This is a genomic window from Streptomyces sp. NPDC051320, from assembly GCF_040682175.1.
Lineage (GTDB): Bacteria > Actinomycetota > Actinomycetes > Streptomycetales > Streptomycetaceae > Streptomyces.
This window is the reverse complement of sequence record NZ_JBFBAL010000002.1, coordinates 454251-473427: the sequence shown is the minus strand read 5'-3', so window position 1 is coordinate 473427 and position 19177 is coordinate 454251. Positions and strand designations below refer to the sequence as shown.

Annotated in this window: 15 protein-coding genes and 1 pseudogene; 8 read left to right on the top strand and 8 right to left on the bottom strand. The window is 70.9% G+C overall.

From position 1 onward, the window contains the following. The 4 genes from AB0M87_RS06155 to AB0M87_RS06140 all read right to left on the bottom strand — a co-directional run. The coding region (locus tag AB0M87_RS06155) for an AAA domain-containing protein (protein WP_365850516.1) at nucleotides 1–1295 on the bottom strand (1295 nt) is incomplete at its 3' end. Further along, on the bottom strand, nucleotides 1292–2917 hold the full coding sequence (locus AB0M87_RS06150; protein WP_365850515.1) for a hypothetical protein: 1626 nt from the start codon (nucleotides 2915–2917) through the stop codon (nucleotides 1292–1294). The genes AB0M87_RS06150 and AB0M87_RS06155, both read right to left, overlap by 4 nt. Before the next feature lie 169 nt (nucleotides 2918–3086). Further along, nucleotides 3087–4235 (bottom strand): hypothetical protein, encoded by a 1149-nt coding sequence (locus tag AB0M87_RS06145; protein WP_365850514.1) that lies wholly within the window; start codon nucleotides 4233–4235, stop codon nucleotides 3087–3089. Then, nucleotides 4144–5055 carry a phosphatase PAP2 family protein gene (locus tag AB0M87_RS06140; protein ID WP_365850513.1) on the bottom strand — a complete coding sequence of 304 codons (912 nt, stop codon included), beginning with the start codon at nucleotides 5053–5055 and terminating at the stop codon, nucleotides 4144–4146. Before AB0M87_RS06140 ends, AB0M87_RS06145 begins: the two co-directional genes overlap by 92 nt. A gap of 186 nt (nucleotides 5056–5241) precedes the next feature. On the opposite strand from AB0M87_RS06140, the gene AB0M87_RS06135 reads away from it, so the two are divergent. Continuing rightward, nucleotides 5242–5838, top strand: a complete 597-nt coding sequence (locus tag AB0M87_RS06135; protein WP_365850512.1) for a histidine phosphatase family protein — start codon at nucleotides 5242–5244, stop codon at nucleotides 5836–5838. Nucleotides 5839–5894: 56 nt separating this feature from the next. On the opposite strand, the gene AB0M87_RS06130 is transcribed toward AB0M87_RS06135, so the two are convergent. Beyond that, on the bottom strand, nucleotides 5895–7244 hold the full coding sequence (locus AB0M87_RS06130; protein ID WP_365850510.1) for a tetratricopeptide repeat protein: 1350 nt from the start codon (nucleotides 7242–7244) through the stop codon (nucleotides 5895–5897). A 216-nt stretch (nucleotides 7245–7460) separates the two neighbouring features. On the opposite strand from AB0M87_RS06130, the gene AB0M87_RS06125 reads away from it, so the two are divergent. From AB0M87_RS06125 to AB0M87_RS06100, 6 genes are all read left to right on the top strand, one after another. Next, entirely contained in the window at nucleotides 7461–7901 is a 441-nt protein-coding gene (locus AB0M87_RS06125; protein ID WP_365850509.1) for a hypothetical protein, read from the top strand. A 43-nt stretch (nucleotides 7902–7944) separates the two neighbouring features. After that, nucleotides 7945–8808 (top strand): fused MFS/spermidine synthase, encoded by an 864-nt coding sequence (locus tag AB0M87_RS06120; protein ID WP_365850508.1) that lies wholly within the window; start codon nucleotides 7945–7947, stop codon nucleotides 8806–8808. 1003 nt (nucleotides 8809–9811) lie between these two features. After that, complete coding sequence (locus tag AB0M87_RS06115) at nucleotides 9812–10501, top strand: response regulator transcription factor (RefSeq protein ID WP_365850506.1); 690 nt, start codon at nucleotides 9812–9814, stop codon at nucleotides 10499–10501. Between the two features lie 65 nt (nucleotides 10502–10566). Then, entirely contained in the window at nucleotides 10567–11976 is a 1410-nt protein-coding gene (locus AB0M87_RS06110) for a HAMP domain-containing sensor histidine kinase (protein ID WP_365850505.1), read from the top strand. Between the two features lie 201 nt (nucleotides 11977–12177). After that, the gene (locus AB0M87_RS06105) at nucleotides 12178–13620 is read left to right on the top strand and encodes a cellulose binding domain-containing protein (RefSeq protein WP_365850503.1); all 1443 of its coding nucleotides are present in this window, start codon (nucleotides 12178–12180) and stop codon (nucleotides 13618–13620) included. A gap of 141 nt (nucleotides 13621–13761) precedes the next feature. Continuing rightward, nucleotides 13762–14598, top strand: a complete 837-nt coding sequence (locus tag AB0M87_RS06100) for an aminoglycoside phosphotransferase family protein (protein WP_365850501.1) — start codon at nucleotides 13762–13764, stop codon at nucleotides 14596–14598. Between the two features lie 251 nt (nucleotides 14599–14849). Here the strand turns inward: AB0M87_RS06100 and AB0M87_RS06095 are convergent, their stop codons facing one another. Next, entirely contained in the window at nucleotides 14850–15746 is an 897-nt protein-coding gene (locus AB0M87_RS06095) for a helix-turn-helix transcriptional regulator (RefSeq protein ID WP_365850499.1), read from the bottom strand. Nucleotides 15747–15858: 112 nt separating this feature from the next. Between AB0M87_RS06095 and AB0M87_RS06090 the strand changes: the two genes are divergently transcribed. Further along, the gene (locus AB0M87_RS06090; RefSeq protein WP_365850498.1) at nucleotides 15859–16635 is read left to right on the top strand and encodes an alpha/beta hydrolase; all 777 of its coding nucleotides are present in this window, start codon (nucleotides 15859–15861) and stop codon (nucleotides 16633–16635) included. A gap of 732 nt (nucleotides 16636–17367) precedes the next feature. Here the strand turns inward: AB0M87_RS06090 and AB0M87_RS06085 are convergent. Further along, nucleotides 17368–17454 (bottom strand): annotated as a pseudogene (locus tag AB0M87_RS06085) (helix-turn-helix domain-containing protein); the annotation flags it as partial. A gap of 59 nt (nucleotides 17455–17513) precedes the next feature. After that, entirely contained in the window at nucleotides 17514–18245 is a 732-nt protein-coding gene (locus AB0M87_RS06080; protein WP_365850497.1) for an HAD family hydrolase, read from the bottom strand. Nucleotides 18246–19177 lie beyond the last annotated feature (932 nt).

Below are 19177 nucleotides of genomic sequence, written 5' to 3'. Positions count from 1 at the left end.
GTGGACATCATCGCCTCCCACCCGTCCGGAAACTTCACCGTCACCCCCAACCGCACCGGTTCCGTCGACGGGTGTTCGTCGAGCAGTTCGGCCACGCCCGCCCGGCACACCACGATGCAGGCGTGCCGGTGCCGGGAGGCCAGGACACAGAGGCGGCCGGTCTCCAGGTGGAACGCGGTCGCGTCGGGACGGCCGGACAGCGGATGCAGCATCACCGTCACGTCGAACTCGCGGCCCTGCAGCCGGTTCGCCGTGTCGACGGCGACACCAGCGACCCCCAGCTCGACGAGCGCGGCACGCACCGCGGCCGCCTGGTCGCGGTGGGCCGTACCGACCGCGACGCGGTCCGCCGTCAACGGGACCGGATCGGGCGACCGCTCGCTCACCGCGGCCCCGCCACGGTCCAGGAGCCGGCGGACCACCTGGGCGACCGCCCGGACCGCCTCCGGGTCCGTACGCGGTGTGTGCCTGGCGGGCAGCTCCAGCAGGCCCCACCCCGCCTCGGCCGCTTCGTCGAGCACCCGGTCGGGGCCCGAGCCGTCGGACGGCACGGCGAAGGCCAGCCGCCGGTCACCGTGGTCCGTACCGCTGCGGAAGGGCGTGTACGGGTAGAACGCCTCCGAGACGAGCGGCGCAGCCGATGCGGGCAGCCGCCAGGAGACCGGCAGCCGATACTGCGGCAGGTCGGGGTTGTGCGCGAGAAGGGTGGAGACGGCGCTGGCCGACGGGTCGTGGGTCAGCCCCGCCCACTGTTCGGCGCCGACCACACTGAACGGGTCCAACTGTCCGGGGTCGCCCACGAAGAGCGCACGATCGAAAAGCCCGGCCACCGCGAGCAACGCGTCCGAGCGCATCTGGTACGCCTCGTCGACGATCGCATGGCGCCACGGCTCGGCACCCTTCACATGCGCCCACTTCGCGGCCGTGGAGATCACCACGTCCAGGCCGGCGAGATCGGCCGCCTTGGCCGACGTGCGGACGTTCGCCAGATCGTCCAGTGCCTTGTCGTACGGATCGGGCTCGCTGCTGTGCAACCGGCCCACCGGCAGGTCCGGCTCCTTCTCGGCGAGCCGCAGCACCAGGTCGTCGACCTGGGCGTTGGTCTGGGCGATCACCATCAGCGGCCGCCCCGCCGCGGCCAGCTCGCGGGCGGCGCGCACCACCAGGGTCGACTTGCCCGCCCCGGGCGGCGAATCGACGACCACGCCGCGGGCGGCGCCGTGCAGTGTGTCGTCGAGGATGGCCTGCGTGGCCCGGGCCGCCTCGGCGCCGGCGTCGAGAGGATCGGACTTCACAGCAGATCCTCCGGGGTCACGGGGTCGGGAGCAGTGGCGGCATCAGCCGGCTCCCCGGCGACGGGCGGGCCGCCGTGGGTCCACGGGGTCTCCTCCCGGGCAGGCAACTCGGGGCCGCCGCGCGAACTGTGCTCGAAAAGCGTCCAGCACAACCGATCACCCTTGTCCGGCACGGTCCCCGGTGCCGGTTCCTTGGAGCGGCCCATACCGTTGACCAACCGCAGCACCAGCGTGCCGGGCTCCTCGTACCGTACGAATTCGGCGGTCTGGGTCTTCGGCGGGCTGCCGGGCAGGGCCCGGTGCACCTTGGCACGCTCACCCAGATGCGGGGTGTCGTTCGTGCGGAGGGTGACGAGCGGACGGGGGCTGGGGCGCTTCGATTCGCTCCAGGCCATCACCACCTCGGTCACCTCACCGGCGAACGCCTCCCCGGCCAGCCGGCGCCCGGCCATCACCAGCGGATCGTCGAGCGCCTCCTGCGCGTCGAGCTGGGTCTGCGCGGCCTCCCGGGCGGCCAGCTTCTGCGCCGCGGTCACGGCGTCGTCACGGCGCGGCTGCGGAGGCTCCCCGGCGCCGACCCGGTCCCGGTGGCCGGTGAACGACCACCGGTCACGGGTCCAGCGATCGGCGACCCGCTCCCCCTCGGGCAGCGCCCGCAGCAGCTCGAGCCCCTGCCACACGGCGTCCCAGGTGGGCCGCAGCACCGCCTCGAGCAGGGTGCGGATCTGCTGCTCGGCCGCCGTCAGCTCGGCCAGCCGCGCATCGGCGGCCGGACCGTCCTCGGCCGTGGCCAGCGCCGTCCTCGCCAGGTCGTAGCGCTCGATCGCCGGGGCGAGCAGCTTGTTGTCGAAGGCGGGGTCGGTGGACGGCCCGGCGGGCGGACACACCAGCTGCCCCGACGGGTCGCGTGCCAGCTCGGCCCGGAGGGCCGCCTCCGCGCCCGACGCGCCGGGCCCGCCCGCTCGGTCCGGTGGGTCGATCCAGGCGAGCAGCGCGCCCAGATGCTGGTCCTCCAGACCGCTCTGCCCGGTGGCCCAGTGGCGGTTCAGCAGATCGGTGGCGGACAGCAGCAGCGAGGAGCCCGGTACCCGGGCCCGCTCCCCGAAGTGGGTGAGCCAGCGGCCCAGCAGGGGCACCCGTGGCGGCGCCGGGTACGGGGTCTCCGGGTCCTCCTCGGCCGTACGCCGAAAGCGCATGGAGCGCCCGAGCAGCCGTACGAAGTCGATACCGGCCCGGCTCGGCACGATCAGCTGCGGTGCGTCCGCGCACAACTCGACCTCGACCTTGGTCTTCTTGCCGGTCTCCGGGTCCGCCTCGGACCGCTCGGCGGTCTCGACGTCCTCGGCGTACCCGTCGATGTACGGCAGCACGGCCTCGGCCAGTTCGGCCAGGAACGCGAACCGCAGGTCCCGGTCGCGCGGCTGCGCCACCACCAACAGCCGCGGGTCCTCGCGGTCGGTCCCCACCAGCGCGCCGAGCGGGGCGCCGGCCTCGCCCGCGGTAGTGAGCGGTACGAGGACCAGGGGGCGGTCGGAGAGGTGACGGTGGCAGACCGTGGCGGTGAGGTGCGCGTGGCCGTCGGCGGTGGCTTCCAGGCGTGCGAGCGTACCGATCAGTGACATGCGGGCCCCCTCCGGCTGGGCTGCCGTACGAGCCGGAGAGGCAGCCGTTTGCTGAGGATGGGCCGAATGCGCCCGCATGATGAAGCTGACATCAGCAAAATAAAGCCCGTCCGGCGATTGAGGACAAAGGGGGTCCGGGGCGGAGCCCCGGAAACCGTCCCGCGCGGCGTCAGCACACCGCACCCCCCAGCCCCTCCACCCGCAGCGCCGCAGCCCTCCGCAGCGCCGCCACCGTCGGATCCGAAGGGTCGCCCTCGCCGCGGGCCGCCGCCAGTGCCGCGGCGACCGTGCTGAAGCCGCCCAGCTCGCCCCGGACACTGCGGCCCAGGGCGGTGACCGCGCCCGCGCGGCGGGCCCGGTCCCGGCAGTGGAAGGCCAGTTCGCAGGCGGCCAGGCACTCGGGGGCGTACGCGGCGTCCACCGACTCGACCGCGGCGGTCAGCTCGGCAGCGGGCAGGGCCGGGTCGAAGGTGGTGCCTTCGGGGAGGCCTGCCGCGATGTCCTCGATGCGGGTGAGCCGGGCCAGCTGGCGGCGGGTCACCGAGAGCTGTTTGCGTACGTCGACGGCTGCCGCGGTCGGCAGATTGGAGAAGTCCTTCGGGCAGACCAGCAGAGCGCGGTCGGCCACCGACGCCCCGGGAAGGTGTTCGGCGATCCGCTGCAGCGCGAGCACGTACACCGCGGACTGCCGGGCGGCGGCGCCCACCTTCGCCGCGTCCGCCGATGCGTCGATCATCGGGAAGGACTTGATCTCGATGACCGTCCAGCACCCGGCCGGGTCCACGACCAGCGCGTCCGGCTCCAGATAAGCGGGGCTCCCGGCCACCTCCAGGGCCAGCATCGGGTGGTCGAACAACGACCACCCCCCCGCCCCGGTGGCCTCCCGCAGCGCCAGCGCCGTGCGCGCGGCGCGGCCTTCGGGGCCCGCCGCCGACAGGTCGGGGACCTGGACGTCCACCGCTTCCGCCGTGCCCATCCGCTCCGCGAACAGCCGCATCAGCTCGGCGCCGCCGTCCGCCTTGACCCGCGCCTCGAACGCGTTGCCCCGCATGAAGGCGAACTGCGACTGGCCGAAACCGGAGGGCGAGCCCAGCGCCTCGGCCAGCACCGCCTTGTTGACGCCGGCGCCGTCGAGCAGTGCGCGGCGCTCGCAGCCGGGGTTGGCGGCCAGCGCCGCCAACGCGCGGGCATCCAGCGGCTGCGGTGCGACGGCCGGGCCGCGCAGCTCAGCGAGCCGCTGACGGAGCGCCGTCGCCGGCCGGGTCGGCGGCGCCGGGGGAGGGGGCGGAGGGGGTCCGCTGTCCGGGGAAGTGCTCACCCGTGGAAGTCTTCCATCCGCCACTGACAATCGGGGACCGCGCCCCGGAATCGCCGGAAGCGAACCGCGACCGGACCCGTTCCCGGACCCGGTCGGTGATCCGCAGGGCGGGCCCGGCGAGCACCAGCCCGACGCCCATCACCGCGGCGCCCGCGACCGCGTCGAGCAGATAGTGGTTCGCCGTGCCCACCACCACGAACGTGATGGTCAGCGGGTAGAGCACGGCCAGGGTCCGGGTCAGCGGGGTACGGCCGTAGCGCCAGAGCATCACCCCGCACCAGAACGCCCACCCGACATGCAGGCTGGGCATCGCGGCGAACTGGTTCGTCATGCCGCCGAGTCCGCGCGGCGCGCTGGCCTCGGTGCCCCACCAGCCGTACGAGCTGTACTGGGCCATCGTGTCGACGAAGCCCTCGGCGGGGGCCAGCAGCCGGGGCGGACAGGTCGGCAGCAGGGTGAAACCGATCAGGCCGAGCATGGTGGAGATCAGCAGCCAGGTCCGTGCGAGGCGGTACCGCACCGGGTGCCGGTGGAACAGCCAGATGAGGACCGCGGGGGTGACCAGGTAGTGCAGGGACGCATAGGCGAAGTCGGCCGGGATGCCGAGCGCCGGTGTGTCGGTGAACAGCCGGTTCAGTGGCCGTTCCAGGTTGAAACGGAGGCTTTTCTCCAGGTGCAGGATCGACAGTCCGTGGTCGATCGCGCTCTCGGTGTTCCCGCGTGCCAGCAGCCGGCCCGACGAGTAGGCGGTGTAGACGACAGCGATCACGAGGAGCTCTGTCCACCAGCGGGGCCGGTCACGGTTCGCGGTGTACGGCATCCGAACGCTCTCCATCTTGTGTTCAAACAGGGCCAGTCACCCGGCGTCCAACCATAGGGCGTGGGCGAGCACGGATTCAGTCGCCCCCATCAGTTGGTAGTGACGCCGGAAAGGTCCGCCGGGTTGCTCGGTGACCCGGTACGCGATGATGGGTCAGGCATCACCGCACCACAGGAAGAGAACGTCATGGCACCCCGCATGCTGCTGGCCCGGCATGGACAGACCGCATGGTCGCTGTCCGGGAAACACACCGGCAGGACGGACATTCCGTTGCTCGACCAGGGGCGCCGGGACGCGAAACTCCTCGGCGAACGGCTGCACCGCGCCCCGTGGGACGGACTGCCGGACACGGCCGTGCTCACCAGTCCGCTGCTGCGGGCGAGCGAGACCTGCGCACTGGCCGGTTTCGCCGACCGCGCCGAGGAGTGGGACGGGATCCTGGAGTGGGACTACGGGGCCTACGAGGGGCTGACCCCGGCCGAGATCCAGGCGATCCGCCCGGGCTGGTTCATCTGGCGTGACGGCGTCCCCGACGGAGAGTCGGTCGCCGATCTGACCGCCCGCGCGGACCAGGTGGTCGAGCGGGTCCGCGCCGGGAGCGGCAATGTGCTGATCTTCGCGCACGGCCACATCCTGCGTGCACTCGCGGCCCGCTGGCTGGGCTACGACCTCACCTTCGCCGCTCGGATCCGTCTCGCCCCCGCCTCGCTCTCCCTGCTCGGCTGGGCCTACGACGCCCCGGCCGTCGAGCGCTGGAACGACACCGGCCACCTGGAAGGCTGACGGCCGGCCGCGCTCCACCGGCCCCACGAAGCTCAGCCCGGCAGGACCCACGGGACTCAACAGGGCGCTGACGCGTGCCGTTCCAGGAAGTCCGGCACACCGGCGGCCCTGCGCTGCGGCAGCAGGCGGCGGGCCGTGCCCGCCAGCATCGCCTGGATACGTGACGACTGGACCTGGTCCTGATCCAGCAGGTCGAGCACCTGCTGCCCGACGGCCGCCGCCCGGTCGGGGGCGCCCGCCCTGGCCAGGTCGTCGGCCAACTGGGCGCGGTAGAGGGCCAGATTGCGGGCGAAGCGGATGTCCTGCAGCGCCGCCGCACGCTGTGCGTGCCGTGCGGCACGCGGCCAGTCGCCCAGCGCCGACCAGCACTGCGCCTCCAGCATCTCCAGCTCCGCCTCGACGAAGAAGGTCATCCACTCCGGGTCGGCGTCCGAAGGGCCGCGGGCGAACAACGATTTGGCCCGGCCGAGTGCCTGCGCGCACCCCATGCGGTCGCCGAGCCCCGCCCAGCCGCCCGCCTCGCGCAGTGTCAGCAGGGCGAGCAGTCGCGGCGACGAGAGATGCTTCGCCGCCCGCTCCCCGGCCTGCGCGGCCCGCACCGCCTCGCGCGGCCGTCCGGCATCCCGGGCCAGGAACGCCGTATTGCAGAAGGCGTGCGCCTCCAACGCCGGATCACCGGCGACCCGTGCGGTCGCCAGGGCCTCCGCGTAGTACGAGCGGGCGTCGTCGAAGCGGCCCGAGTCGTGCGCCAGCCAGCCCACCGAGATCGCCAGTTCACCGGCGCCGGCGTGCAGCCGGTCGGCCGCCGACCGGCGGGCCGTGTCCGCGTCGAGCAGTGCGTATGCGGCCTGCAGCGGCTGGGCTGCCCGCTGGTAGAGGCCATCGGCGCCATGCCGGTCGTCGAGCAGCCGGATCTGCCGCACGGCCGCCTCGACGGCACTGACTTCTGCCTCGCCGACATGGTGGGGGGCATGCCGGGGGGACGGTACGGGTGCCGGGCCGAGGCCCAGCGAGACGGCCGCCATCGCGGCGGAGCCGCCGGCCATGAATGCGCGACGCAGCACGTCGCTCTCCTCGTTGTTCTTACCGCTGTGGGGGTGGGACGGATGGTCCGGTGGTTCGGTCGGTGTGCTGTGCGCGCCTCTGCCGCGCACTGCCTCCCGGTCGGAGAAACCCAGGTCGCTGAGGGTCGAGCCCGGGAACATATGCAGGAAGACCCGCTCGTACGCGTAGTTGGGACAGCGGATCTCGCCGGCCTCCACCCGTCCGATGTACCGCGCGTCGCATGCCACGTGCTCGCCGATCTCGCGAGCGGCCCGGCGGACCGCTGCCGCGAACTCGCCGGGAGAACGCTGCCCGCGCAGTTGTCGGAAAGCGGGGTTGCGTACTGCCCGTGACATCGCCATGGCGGCGCCCTCTCTGGCGGATCGTGCTGCCGGCCCGGACCGCTCCGGCGGGCAAAAACGTACCGCCTGTAGGGAGACGGTCACACGGCGTTTGGCTACAAAACGGATATCTCACCCGCAATTTGCCATGAACTGCCATCCTTTACGGCGGCACCATGCCGTAGCCCTTGACGTCCGGCGGGCGTTGAACCTTGCGGAGAACGAGGAGGGGTTGCCTTGTTGGAGACCGGCATCGAGATGAGCGGTTCGCGTACGACCGCCCAGCACACGCCGAACCAGGAGTTCAGCACACCGCCGGACGGAGGGCCCGAGCCCTGCGATCTGGTGACGGTCCCGGCCCGGCAGGGTCTGGAAGCGGTGGACATCCTGCGCAGGGGAGCCGCCCGCACTCATGTGGGGCCCGTCCTGCACGACGGCGCCTGCGACACCCTCGGCTTTCTGGTACCGCCCGGAACCGCCGACGGCTGGGACATGCCGGGCAGCGCCTGCACCCAGACCAACGGGCGTGGTCTGCGGCTCCCCGCGGAACCGCCGGTCCAGGGCACCGGCTGGCTGCTGCCGCCCGAGCAGGACGCACCGGTCACCGATCCCTTGATGCTCAGAGCGGCGCTGGGCGAAGCGGCCCGGCTCATCGAGGCGGCCGACAACCGCCGCTGAACCACCGACCAGTACTGCGATCCCGTACCGCGATACTGGAAGCGTGGCGAAGAACAAGCGACAGGGCCGGGCAGCACGCGAGGCCGTCGTCGAGCGGGTGGACGGCGGAGTCGCCGAGCTGAGGCCCGACCGGGACCGGTCGCGCGGCTGGACGCTGCTGCTCGACGGCGCCCCGCAGTCCCATGTGGATCTCGACGACCCCGGATACCTGGACTTCGAGTACCAGCGCAGACTCGGCCACGTCATCGACCTGGCCGCACCACCGAAGCAGCCCCTGCACGTCGTTCACCTCGGCGGCGGCGCCTTCACGCTGGCCCGTTACGCCGCGGCGACCCGCCCCCGTTCCACCCAGCAGGTCGTCGAGTTGGACGGCCCGCTGGTCCAACTCGTCAGGCGCGAACTCCCCCTGGACCCCAACGCCCGCATACGCGTCCGCTCCACCGACGCCCGGGCCGGCCTGGCCAAGATCCCCGAAGGCTGGGCAGACCTGATCATCGCCGACGTCTTCAACGGCGCCCGCACGCCCGCCCATCTCACCAGCAAGGAATTCCTCACCGAGGTCCGCACCGCCCTCAAGCCCACCGGCTGGTACGCCGCCAACCTCACCGACGGCCCGCCCCTCACCCACCTGCGCGGCCAGATAGCCACAGCCGCCGCCGTCTTCCCCGAACTGGCCCTGGCCGCCGAGCCGACGGTGCTCCGCGGACGCCGCTTCGGCAACGCCGTACTGGTGGGGGCGGCGGTCCCCCTGCCGGTGGCCGAGCTGACCCGGCGCGTCGCCGGGGACGGGTACGCGGGCCGGGTGGAGTCCGGGCGCCGACTGGTGGAGTTCGCCGGCGGAGCGGGGGTGGTGACGGACGTCGACGCGGTGGCTTCGCCGGGGCCGCCGGGAGGTGTGTTCGGGTGAGTCACCCGCGCCCGGTCGCGGCCGGCGTGGACCTGCATGGCGAGGCTGACGCCGGTAGAACCAGGCCTCCGGGTCCCGCACTCCCAGGCTGACGCCGGTAGAACCAGGTCTCCGGGTCCGTGGACGCCCAGGCTGACGCCGGTAGAACCAGGCCTCTCCGGGGCCCGCACTCCCAGGCTGAGGTTGGCAAAACCAAGCCCTCCGGGTCCTGCACTTTCAAGCTGACGTCGGCAAAATGCAGCCCCTCCGGCGTTTGAGGAGCGGGGTCTGGGGCGGAGCCCCTCACGCGGAGGAGCCGCAAAATGTCCCAGCGGGAAGGGCGGGGAGGGGAAAAGGCCCGCCGCAGGCGCCGCCCCCCACCACCTGCCCTCTCAGTGGTCATCGACCTGCACAGCCGGCGCATGCCCATTCCACGTACAGAACACGGACCCCGCCCGAGCCCCCCGCGTAAACGTCACCCGAATCCACTCCGGCGTCTTCCAGACCCGGATCTGCCACCCGTCACCGGGCACCGCCGAAACCAGCGACGCCGACGACGTACCGAGGTCGAAAACGACCCGGCCCCCCGACAACGTGTAGCTCCGCACGTCCCCGGACGAAGCGGACGAGGAAGCCGACGGAGCCCCGGCCGCCGCGGACGGCGACGGCGACGGCGCGGCCCGGGACGCCAAGGAGCGGCCGGGCGGGCGCGCCGGGCTCGAAACCGGCGGCGTCGAGGCCGCCTCCCCGCCCACCTCGGGCCGCTGTGTCGACGAGGACAGCAGCTCAGGGCTCCCCGCGACCGGCAGTGCCCGCGGCGGATCGTAGGCGGTCCCCGCCATCACCGAGTGCACCCCCCACCACGTGAGCGTCACCGCCGCACCGGTGGCGAGCGACCACGCCAGGGCCTGAGCCAGTCGCCGTACCATCGCGCCATAGTGCATGACCCGCACCACCCGCACCACCCATGTAGCTCCGCGCACAGGGATCCCCCGGCGCCCCCGAATGGCGTACGGTGCCGCCCATGGCAAGTGTGCTCGTGGTCGAGGACGACCAGTTCGTACGCTCCGCCCTCATCCGGCACCTGACCGAGGCCTCCCACACCGTACGGAGCGTCGGCACGGCCCTGGAGGCGCTGCGCGAGGTGGCCCATTTCGAATTCGACCTGGTCATCCTCGACCTCGGCCTGCCCGACCTCGACGGTGCGGAGGCCCTGAAGATGCTGCGCGGTATCACCGACGTCCCGGTGATCATCGCCACCGCCCGGGACGACGAGACGGAGATCATCCGGCTGCTCAACGACGGCGCCGACGACTATCTGACCAAGCCCTTCTCGGTGGAGCACCTGTCCGCCCGGATGGCGGCCGTCCTGCGCCGCTCGCGCGCCCGGTCGGGCGCCGCGCCGCCCTCCCGGCTGATCAAGGTCGGCGGCCTCTCGGTCGACCCGCTGCGCCGGCAGGCGGAACTGGACGGGGTGGAACTCGACCTGACCCGGCGCGAGTTCGACCTGCTGACCTTCCTCGCCGGACGCCCCGGCGTCGTGGTGGCGCGCAAGGAACTGCTGGCCGAGGTGTGGCAGCAGTCCTACGGCGACGACCAGACCATCGACGTCCACCTCTCCTGGCTGCGCCGGAAACTGGGGGAGACCGCGGCCAAGCCCCGCTACCTGCACACCCTCAGAGGCGTCGGCGTGAAGCTGGAACCGCCCCGATGAGCCGGCGTCCAGCGAGGCGGATCCGGTGAGGCTGGCCACATGAGGCCGGCCCGGTGAGGCGGACCGTGAGATGGGCGCTGGTCAAGGTGTCCCTGGCCGTCACGGCGATGGTCGTGGTGGCCTTCGCCGTCCCCCTGGGCCTGGTCATCAAGGAGATGGCCAGCGACCGCGCATTCTCCGACGCCGAAAGGAACGCCGCGGCGATCGGCCCGACCCTCTCCATCACCACCGAACGCCTCCCGCTGGAGAAGGCCGTCGCCTCCACCCCGGCCGGCGCGGCCGACCGGATGGCACTGCACGTACCCGCCGCCGACGAGCCGGGCAGCCGGCCGATCGAGATCGGGAAACAACGGGCGAGCGGCAAGGACATCGAGTCCGCCCGCCGCCAGGCGGTGATCACCAAGGTGCCCGGCGGCTCCGCACTGCTCCAGCCCACCGCGCTGTCCACCGGCAAGATCGCGGTGGTCGAGGTGTACGTCCCGGAGAACGAGGTCACCAACGGGGTGGGCACCGCCTGGCTGGTCCTCGCCGGAGTGGCCGTCGCACTGATCGTCGGCTCGGTGGCGGTCGCCGACCGTCTCGGCGTACGGATGGTGCGCCCCGCGCAACGGCTGGCTCACGCCGCACACGAGCTCGGCGAGGGCAGGCTGTCGGTCCGGGTCCCCGAGGAGGGCCCCACCGAACTGCGGTCGGCAGCCGTCGCGTTCAACTCCATGGCCGACCAGGTCATCCAACTGCTCGGCAATGAGCGGGAGCTGGCGGCCGACCTGTCCCACCGGCTGCGTACCCCGCTCACCGTGCTCCGGCTCAACGCCGCATCCCTCGGGGACAGCCCGGCCGCCGAACAGACCCGGGCCGCGGTCGAGAAACTGGAGCGCGAGGTCGACACCATCATCCGCACCGCACGCGCGCAGCGCCCGCAGACCCAGCGCCCGCTCGCCCCGGGCGACCGGAGCAGCGCGGCGGGCTGCGACGCATCCGAGGTGATCCATGAGCGGATGGCCTTCTGGTCGGCGCTCGCCGAGGACGAGGGCCGCACGGTGCGACTCGCGGGCGTCGACCGGCCGGTGCGCATCCCGGTGGGACGAGCGGAACTCGCCGCCGCACTCGACGCGCTGCTCGGCAACGTCTTCCGGCACACCCCCGAGGGCACCCCCTTCGCCGTCGACGTACACAACGCCGAGGACGCCGTCATCGTGCTGGTCTCCGACGCGGGCGGCGGCATCGCCGACCCGGCGGCCGCCCTGACCCGGGGCAACAGCGGGGACCGCGCGGGCTCGACCGGTCTCGGCCTGGACATCGTGCGCCGGGTCGCCGAGTCGACCGGCGGCGACCTGCGGATCGGGCGCTCGGTCCTCGGCGGCACGGAGGTCCGGGTCTGGATCGCGCTGGACGGCGGCCATACGGCAACGGGGCGCGGCCACCGGGTCCGGGGCCGCCGGCGGGTCGCACCCCGCCGCACGACATCCGCCTGACCGGACCGTTCGACCAACAACCGGACCGTTCGCGCCGCAAGACGCGCGCGGCGCGGTCTGAACCTTTAAACCCTCCCTTTCCCTTCCTTAAGCCCGCCCTAAGAACTCCAACTACCGTCCTGAACTGGCTTTTTGTCCGTTTCCGAGTCGCTAGCGTGCTGCCACACACCCCCACTTCCGTAACCCAGAGGCAGGCACCCGATGAGTACGACGACGCACCGGCGCAAGATCAGCGGTAAAACGAAGGTCATGGTCGCGGTCATCGCCGCAGCCGTTGCCGGGGGCGGGGCCTTCGCACTGACCGGCACCGCGCAGGCTGCCTCGGTCGGCGCCGCGTACACCACGACCGCCGACTGGACGGGCGGTTACACCGGTCAGTACGTCGTCACCAACGACGCGGGCAAGACCCTGACGGACTGGACCCTGGAGTTCGACCTGCCCGCGGGCACCAAACTCAGCTCGCTCTGGAACGCCTCGTCCACCGTCGACGGCCAGCACGTCACCGTAAAGCCCGCGAGCTGGGACAAGGCTGGAATCCCCGCGGGCAAGTCGGTCACCATCGGTTTCGTCACCACGGCGACCGGCACGGCGGGCGACCCGACCGGCTGCGTCATCGACGGCGCCAAGTGCTCCGTGGACACCGGCGGAACCCCCGAACCGAGCGGCCGCCCCACCGAGTCCCCGCAGCCGACGCCGCCCCCGGCGTCCTCCTCCCCGACCCCCACCGGCAGCACCGGCACCGGCACCACGACCGGCGCCGGCTTCGCCCCCTACATCGACACCTCCCTCTACCCGGCGTACGACCTGCTCGACACCGTCGCCAAGACCGGGGTCAAGGAGTTCAACCTCGCCTTCATCACCTCCGGCGGCAGCTGCGCCCCGCTGTGGGGCGGCGTGACGGCACTCGGTGACGACAAGGTCGCCTCCCAGATCGGCGCCCTGCGAGCGAAAGGCGGCGACGTCCGGGTCTCCTTCGGCGGCGCTTCCGGCACCGAGCTCGGCATCGCCTGCAAGTCGGCCGACGAACTGGCCGCCGCGTACGGCAAGGTCATCGACACCTACAAAATCACCAAGGTCGACTTCGACATCGAAGGCAGCGCCCTCCCGGACACCGCCTCCAACACCCGCCGCGCCCAGGCCATCGCCCAGCTCCAGAAGTCCCACCCCGGTCTGGACGTGTCCTACACCCTGCCGGTCATGCCCGAGGGCCTGACCCAGCCCGGCGTCGACCTGGTGTCCAACGCCAAGAAGAACGGCGTCAAGATCTCCGCGGTCAACGTCATGGCGATGGACTACGGCGCGTCCTACAGCGGCGACATGGGCGACTACGCGACCCAGGCGGCCACCGCGACCCAGGCTCAGATCAAGGGCGTGCTCGGGCTCTCCGACGCGGACGCCTGGAAGGCCGTAGCGGTCACCCCGATGATCGGTGTCAACGACGTCAACACCGAAACCTTCAAGGTCGACGACGCCAAGCAACTGGCGGACTTCGCCAAGTCGAAGGGCCTCGGCCGACTGTCCATGTGGTCCGGCACCCGCGACAAGGCCTGCCCCGGCGGCCCGAAAAACTCAGCCGACGCGACCTGCTCCTCCATCGCCCAGGACCCCCTGGCCTTCACCAAGGCATTCGGCGCCAACAGCTGACCCGCTGTCAGCCCCACGCCCCCCACGCGCTCCCCCGACCGGCTCACCCCCCCATCCGGTCGGGGGAGTGTCTTGTCCGGCTCTATTGCTCATGGGCTGATGCAGCGTGAGCTGGCTCGGCGTGGGGTGTTGACTAGCCGCATGGGTGACATCGACGACAGCTCCGGCTGGGCGAGGAGCGGGATCAGGCTTCCGCAGTCGTTCCTGGACATGCCTCGTTGGTGGAGAGAAGGAACTGAGTGGTTGGAGGATCTGCCCCGGGCCATCCAATTCCAGTGCGAGCAGTGGGATCTACGTGTCGAGGGCGAACTCTCACACGGATCCAACGCTGTCGTCGTTCCGGTGGCTCGTGAGAGTGAGGCGTTTGTGCTTCGTATGACACCGCCCGGCACCGGAGTCGCTGAGCAGGTGAGTGCTCTGCGCTTTTGGGACGGACGCGGCACCGTGCAGCTTATTGATGCCGATGTCGACCGTAGAGCAATATTGCTGGAGCGCCTCGACATGCACCGTTCCCTCGCCGACCGGCCGGTGGATGAGGCGGTCGCTGTTCTTGGCCAGATGATGCGTCGGCTCGCCGTTGCCGTGCCGGCGTCCCTGGATGTGCGGTCAACAGCGGCGGTTGTCCGGGCCAGAGCGGCCAAGCTTGAGCCGGAGTGGCGCCAGTTGCAGCGACCCTTCGACAGTGCCTTCTTGACCGAGGCACTCGATATTGCTGTCAACTTGTCCAGCACCAGATCATCAGCTCTCGCCGTCAACGGCGACCTGCACTCCGGTCAGGTACTCAGGGGCTCTCGGGAACCCTGGCTCACCGTTGATCCGATACTGCTGCGCGGCGACATCGAGTATGACTTGGCTCGGGTGCTCTGGACCCGGCTTGACGACATGGCTGATGCGGCCGAGATCGTCGAGCATTTCGAGACGGCTGTGGCAGAAGGCGGCTTGGACCGTGCCCATGCCCGTGACTGGGTCGTATTCTGAGCGGTCGACTACTGGCTGTGGGGCCTTGCCGCTGGGCTGACGGAAGATCCGCAGCGGTGCCAACGCCTTGCCTCTACCTTCATGGCGTAGTCGTTCGACATCTTGGTCCCTGCTGATGCGGCGCAGGGGTGGGGACGTATCCGGCGGCTTCTCAGCGGCCGTCCTTGCGCTGGGGGAGGGTTCGGTTTCCGTTCGGCGCGGGAGGGCTGCGGCGGGACGGGGCGTGACGTGCCCGTCCGCACGCACGGAGGTCAACCGGGCGTCGCCCTTGACGAGTCCGCTTCCGATGAGGAGGTCCGTGCCTTCCTCGTTCGGTTCGGCAACAGTTCGAGAGCCAGTGTCTGCCAGGCGCCCGGGCGCATGCCTGTCGCCTTCCGGAAGAACACCGAGAAGTTGGACGCGTCGGGGAAGCCGAGCGTGCCGGCGCAGCCGGCCGCGGTGAGGCGGTCGTGCGCGAGAAGTCGTTTGGCTTCCAGGACGATCCGATCGACGATGTACGCCTTCGCGGTGCGGCCGGTGACCTGCTGCACTGCTCTCGAGAGGGTGCGGGGCGCGTATCCCAGAGCCCGGGCGTAGTAACCGGCGTCGTGATGTCCCCGGAAGTGCGCTTCGACGCTGGACCGGAACAGCCGGAAGACCGGATGCGTCGATCGTGATGCGCCGTCCGGTGGCCGGAGCCGGGCGATGAGCGCGGAGAGCAGAATCTCGGGCAGCTCCGTCGAGGCGTCTCCGGGCGGGGCGGTCGCTTCGAGGACGAGATGATTCCGCGCGGTGTCGACGAACGGCCAGTCGGCGTCGGGAATGCTCCACTGCGCGGCCAGGTCCGGGGACGCGACGCACTCTCGGGTGGCGGGGGTGACCGGCGCGGTCGGGACGAACAGCACGACGTGCCCTGCCACGCCGGCGATGGCATCCCATCGGTGCACCGCGCCAGGGGCGACCCATACCGCGGACCGCTCCCTGAGCGGGTGTCGGAGGAAGTCCACCATGACGGATCCGTCCCCTGCATCGACGACGGCGAGGACGTGGAAGTCGGCACGTTGGGTGCCGCCGTCGTTCAGCTCGCGAAGGCGGTCGAACGTCATCGTCTCGACAGCGGCGGCACCGCGACCGACGGGCTGGTAGGTCATCTGCCGGATCACGGTCATCTGTCCAGTTTTCACCATCGGGCGACCAGTCGCGCCGATGTCCCCGAAGAACCGCAGAGATTCCATTGGTACCCGGAAGATCCGCCTCAGAACACTGATCGAGGGAGTACCGATGATCACGACGCAGCAGCTGCCACTGCCCGCTTACGACCACCGGCCGGGGATCGGACCGACCCTGGTCTTCCTGCACTACTGGGGTGGTTCCGCCCGCACCTGGGACCTGGTCGTCGACCGCCTCGCGGGCCGCGACGTACTTACCGTCGATTTCCGCGGGTGGAGCCGCTCAAGCAGTCTGTCCGGCCCCTACACGCTCCGCCGGCTCGCGGACGACACGCTCGCCGTGGTCGCCGACGCGGGCGTGACGGACTACGTCCTCGTCGGACATTCCATGGGTGGGAAGGTCGCGCAGCTGATCGCAGCGACCCGGCCCACCGGCCTCCGCGGGATCATCCTGGTCGGTTCCGGTCCGGCGAAGCCCGCCGCGGAGATCACTCCGGAATACCGGGAAGGCCTTTCCCACGCCTACGACTCCGACGAGTCCGTCGCCGGCGCCCGGGACAACATTCTCACCGCGACCGAGCTGCCCGCATCGATCAAGTCGCAGATCGCGACCGATTCGCGGGCCGGCGCCGACGCCGCCCGCACGGAGTGGCCGCTGCGCGGCATCGCGGAGGACATCACCGACCACACCCGCCTGATCAACGTCCCCGCCCTCGTCATCGCCGGAGAGCACGACCAAGTCGAGCCCGTCGACGTGCTCCTCGACAACCTGGTGCCCTACCTCCCCGGAGCCGACTTCACGGTGGTTCCGAACACGGGTCACCTGATCCCGCTGGAAGCCCCGGCCGGCCTCGCCGACGTAATCGCTGCCTTCGCACCAGTCGCCTGACCCGTGCATCACTCATCTGACACGTTCCCCCGGATGGTATTCGGTGGGGACTTCAACTCACTGCCGCCGGATGCGCCGAATAACACGGCCGCCCGGGTATGGGGACCCCCACGGGTGATCGAGAGTGTGAGCGTCGCCTGACCAAGGGCGCGGTACGGGCGGGATGAGATGTCCGGTCGGTTGCCTGGGCACCTCCGTCGGAATGCGTGAGCACATCGCGCCGCATTGTTCAGGTACGGCTCGAATGAGCGACCGGATGACATTTTGGCTACATGTGTTCACGCTTTTGATGATGGGCCTTGTGGGCGCGGGCGGCCGGTGACGAGGCAGGGCTTCGGCCCTCCGTCCATCTGCGCGAGGACCAAGCCGCTGGTGTGGTCGCGGGCGGCCAGGAGATGGATCTTCCCGTTCGCCCGGGCGGCACCTCGCAGCGACTTCCCGTCGAAGGCCGGCCCCCACAATCCGCCCGTATTCTTCTGCCGGTCTCGGGCCAGGCCCCGACCGGCCGGTCCAGAGCGACCGTTTCGATCCTGGCCAGGAGTCCGCGAAACGTCGATTCCGTATGCGCCCGGCGTCCGCCATCAGCGGGCTTCGTTCCGCCTGCACGTCGCTCTGGATGCTGCCGCCCGGGCCGTTGGCGCGCCGGTGGAGATCCTGGAAGGCGTCAACGTCGTCCTGCCGTCCGGGCTAATCGTGCCCGACCTGGCCGTGGCCGCCGCCGGCGCGACCGCCGACGACCCCGTCACCGTCGACGTCGAAGTCAGCCAGCTTGGCCAGGCTCCAGGTCGAGAACGGCAGGCCGTGCTCGGCCGGCTTGGACGGCCAACACCGAACCGGCGATCACCAGGGCAACGTGTCCCTGTGACCGCCCCAGGTGGTCAGGCGTTCGTGCGTGACAGGTGGCCGGGAAGGTCAGTGAGCCGTTCGATGCGGAGCACCGTCTCGTCGACTGTCGGCGATGGTCCACCGGTGACGAAGTCGATGCCGCGGTCCAGCCAAACGCCGGTGAGTCCGGCGAGGGCGGCTGCGGATACATCGCTTTCCAGCATGTCGCCCACGTTGATCGCCTGCGCAGGGTCCGTCAGCATCAACCGGCAGGCGGTGGAGTAGGCGACGGGCTTGGCCGCACCGAGTTCGGTCGGGGTCAGGACGGCTTCGAAGTATTCGAGAAGGCCGAAGCGGGCGAGCTTGGCACGCTGCTGCTCGGGATCCCCGTTGGTGAGAACAGCCAGACGCGGTCCTCGCGGAAGCCGTTTGAGCGTCTCCAGGCATGGCTGGACATCGGGATAGCACCGCCGGGACTCCTCGAACACCGTGAGGTAGCGCTCGGCGATCCAGGCGTCCAGAAGGCCGGGACTTGCCGGAACCGACTCGCCGAGCATCGGCAGAAAGGAACGGAGCCTGCGCCGGTAGTGCTCAGCGAAGGAGCACTGACCAGCCAGGTACTCCCGCAGGTGGCGCGCCTCCAGCGTCCACCACAACGCCACCAAATCCTCGGGCGGAGCCGTGGCGTTCGGCGCTGCCCGGACGATCTGGTCGATCGTTTCCAAGAGCGCGCTTCGATGATCGACCAGGGTGCCGTCCAGATCGAAGAAGATCACATCTGCCACACGGTGATCATCTCGTGGCGCCCGTTCCCGACGCCAGGTATCGCGACCTCCTTTTCCGGGATGGCGGCCCAGGTGGCCCCAACAGGGCGAACGTTGTCTGATGCGGGACTCGATCAACGCCGACAACCAGAGCATCTCAACAAGATCGTGTTACAAGCTTTTTGGGTGCGTCCCGCCTGCGAAGCCATGCGGGCCCTGGCGACGGCCGCAGGCCGTATCGACCTCGTCGAGACCGTTGCGCTGCTTACCTCCGAGGCCGTGACCAACGCGGCCACACCTGTCTCTGCTGCGGGTCCTGGTGACGACGAGGCGCGGGGGGAGCCCGTCTGCCGGGCGCCCGGTGTCGACGATGAGCGCGGGCGGGGATGTGGCGGATCTCGTACGGAGTCGGCGCCTGGGGCGTCTGCTCGCATGGCCCCGGCGGGGCAAGGCGAGGCCTGGTTCGAGCTGGGCGAGGTGGAGGCGATGGGCGCGTAGGCGGGGTGGACGTGAGCGAGCGAGGCGGCCCGGGCGGGCGGCGGGGCCGAGCCCCGGAAGCACCCGGGATTCGGGCAAAAAACGGGGGGAGCGCTCAGGGAGGGCCCCGGCGGGCGGGTCCCGTTCACCTTCCGGTGGGCGGGGGAGAGGTGATGCGATCGTGACCCGGATCGTGACCCTTTGCGGAATGGGTAGTTCCGGAACTCTCCCAAAAGCCGCCGCAGTCAGGTAACTTGCTGGTCGGACGGTATCCGCGACCGGCCCCGCGCGGGCAGCGCAAGACCTCGAACGGACACGTTCGGGTGACTTGCTGGACACACTCGCGCAACGGAAGCGTCTTCAACTCTTGACACCCACCCCTCCGAGGAAGCAATCTTCCGGCATCGGCGCATGGGAGCGCTCCCACATCGCACGGAGAAATCCGTGCGGACGGCACTGCTCGTGCCTCCCCCCTT

Coding starts and splice junctions, on each gene's coding strand:
- AB0M87_RS06100 (WP_365850501.1), top strand. CDS start 13,762: ATGGGTGACATCGACGACAGCTCCGGCTGGGCGAGGAGCGGGATCAGG.
- AB0M87_RS06095 (WP_365850499.1), bottom strand. CDS start 15,746: ATGACCGTGATCCGGCAGATGACCTACCAGCCCGTCGGTCGCGGTGCC.
- AB0M87_RS06115 (WP_365850506.1), top strand. CDS start 9,812: ATGGCAAGTGTGCTCGTGGTCGAGGACGACCAGTTCGTACGCTCCGCC.
- AB0M87_RS06150 (WP_365850515.1), bottom strand. CDS start 2,917: ATGTCACTGATCGGTACGCTCGCACGCCTGGAAGCCACCGCCGACGGC.
- AB0M87_RS06135 (WP_365850512.1), top strand. CDS start 5,242: ATGGCACCCCGCATGCTGCTGGCCCGGCATGGACAGACCGCATGGTCG.
- AB0M87_RS06130 (WP_365850510.1), bottom strand. CDS start 7,244: ATGGCGATGTCACGGGCAGTACGCAACCCCGCTTTCCGACAACTGCGC.
- AB0M87_RS06090 (WP_365850498.1), top strand. CDS start 15,859: ATGATCACGACGCAGCAGCTGCCACTGCCCGCTTACGACCACCGGCCG.
- AB0M87_RS06140 (WP_365850513.1), bottom strand. CDS start 5,055: ATGCCGTACACCGCGAACCGTGACCGGCCCCGCTGGTGGACAGAGCTC.
- AB0M87_RS06105 (WP_365850503.1), top strand. CDS start 12,178: ATGAGTACGACGACGCACCGGCGCAAGATCAGCGGTAAAACGAAGGTC.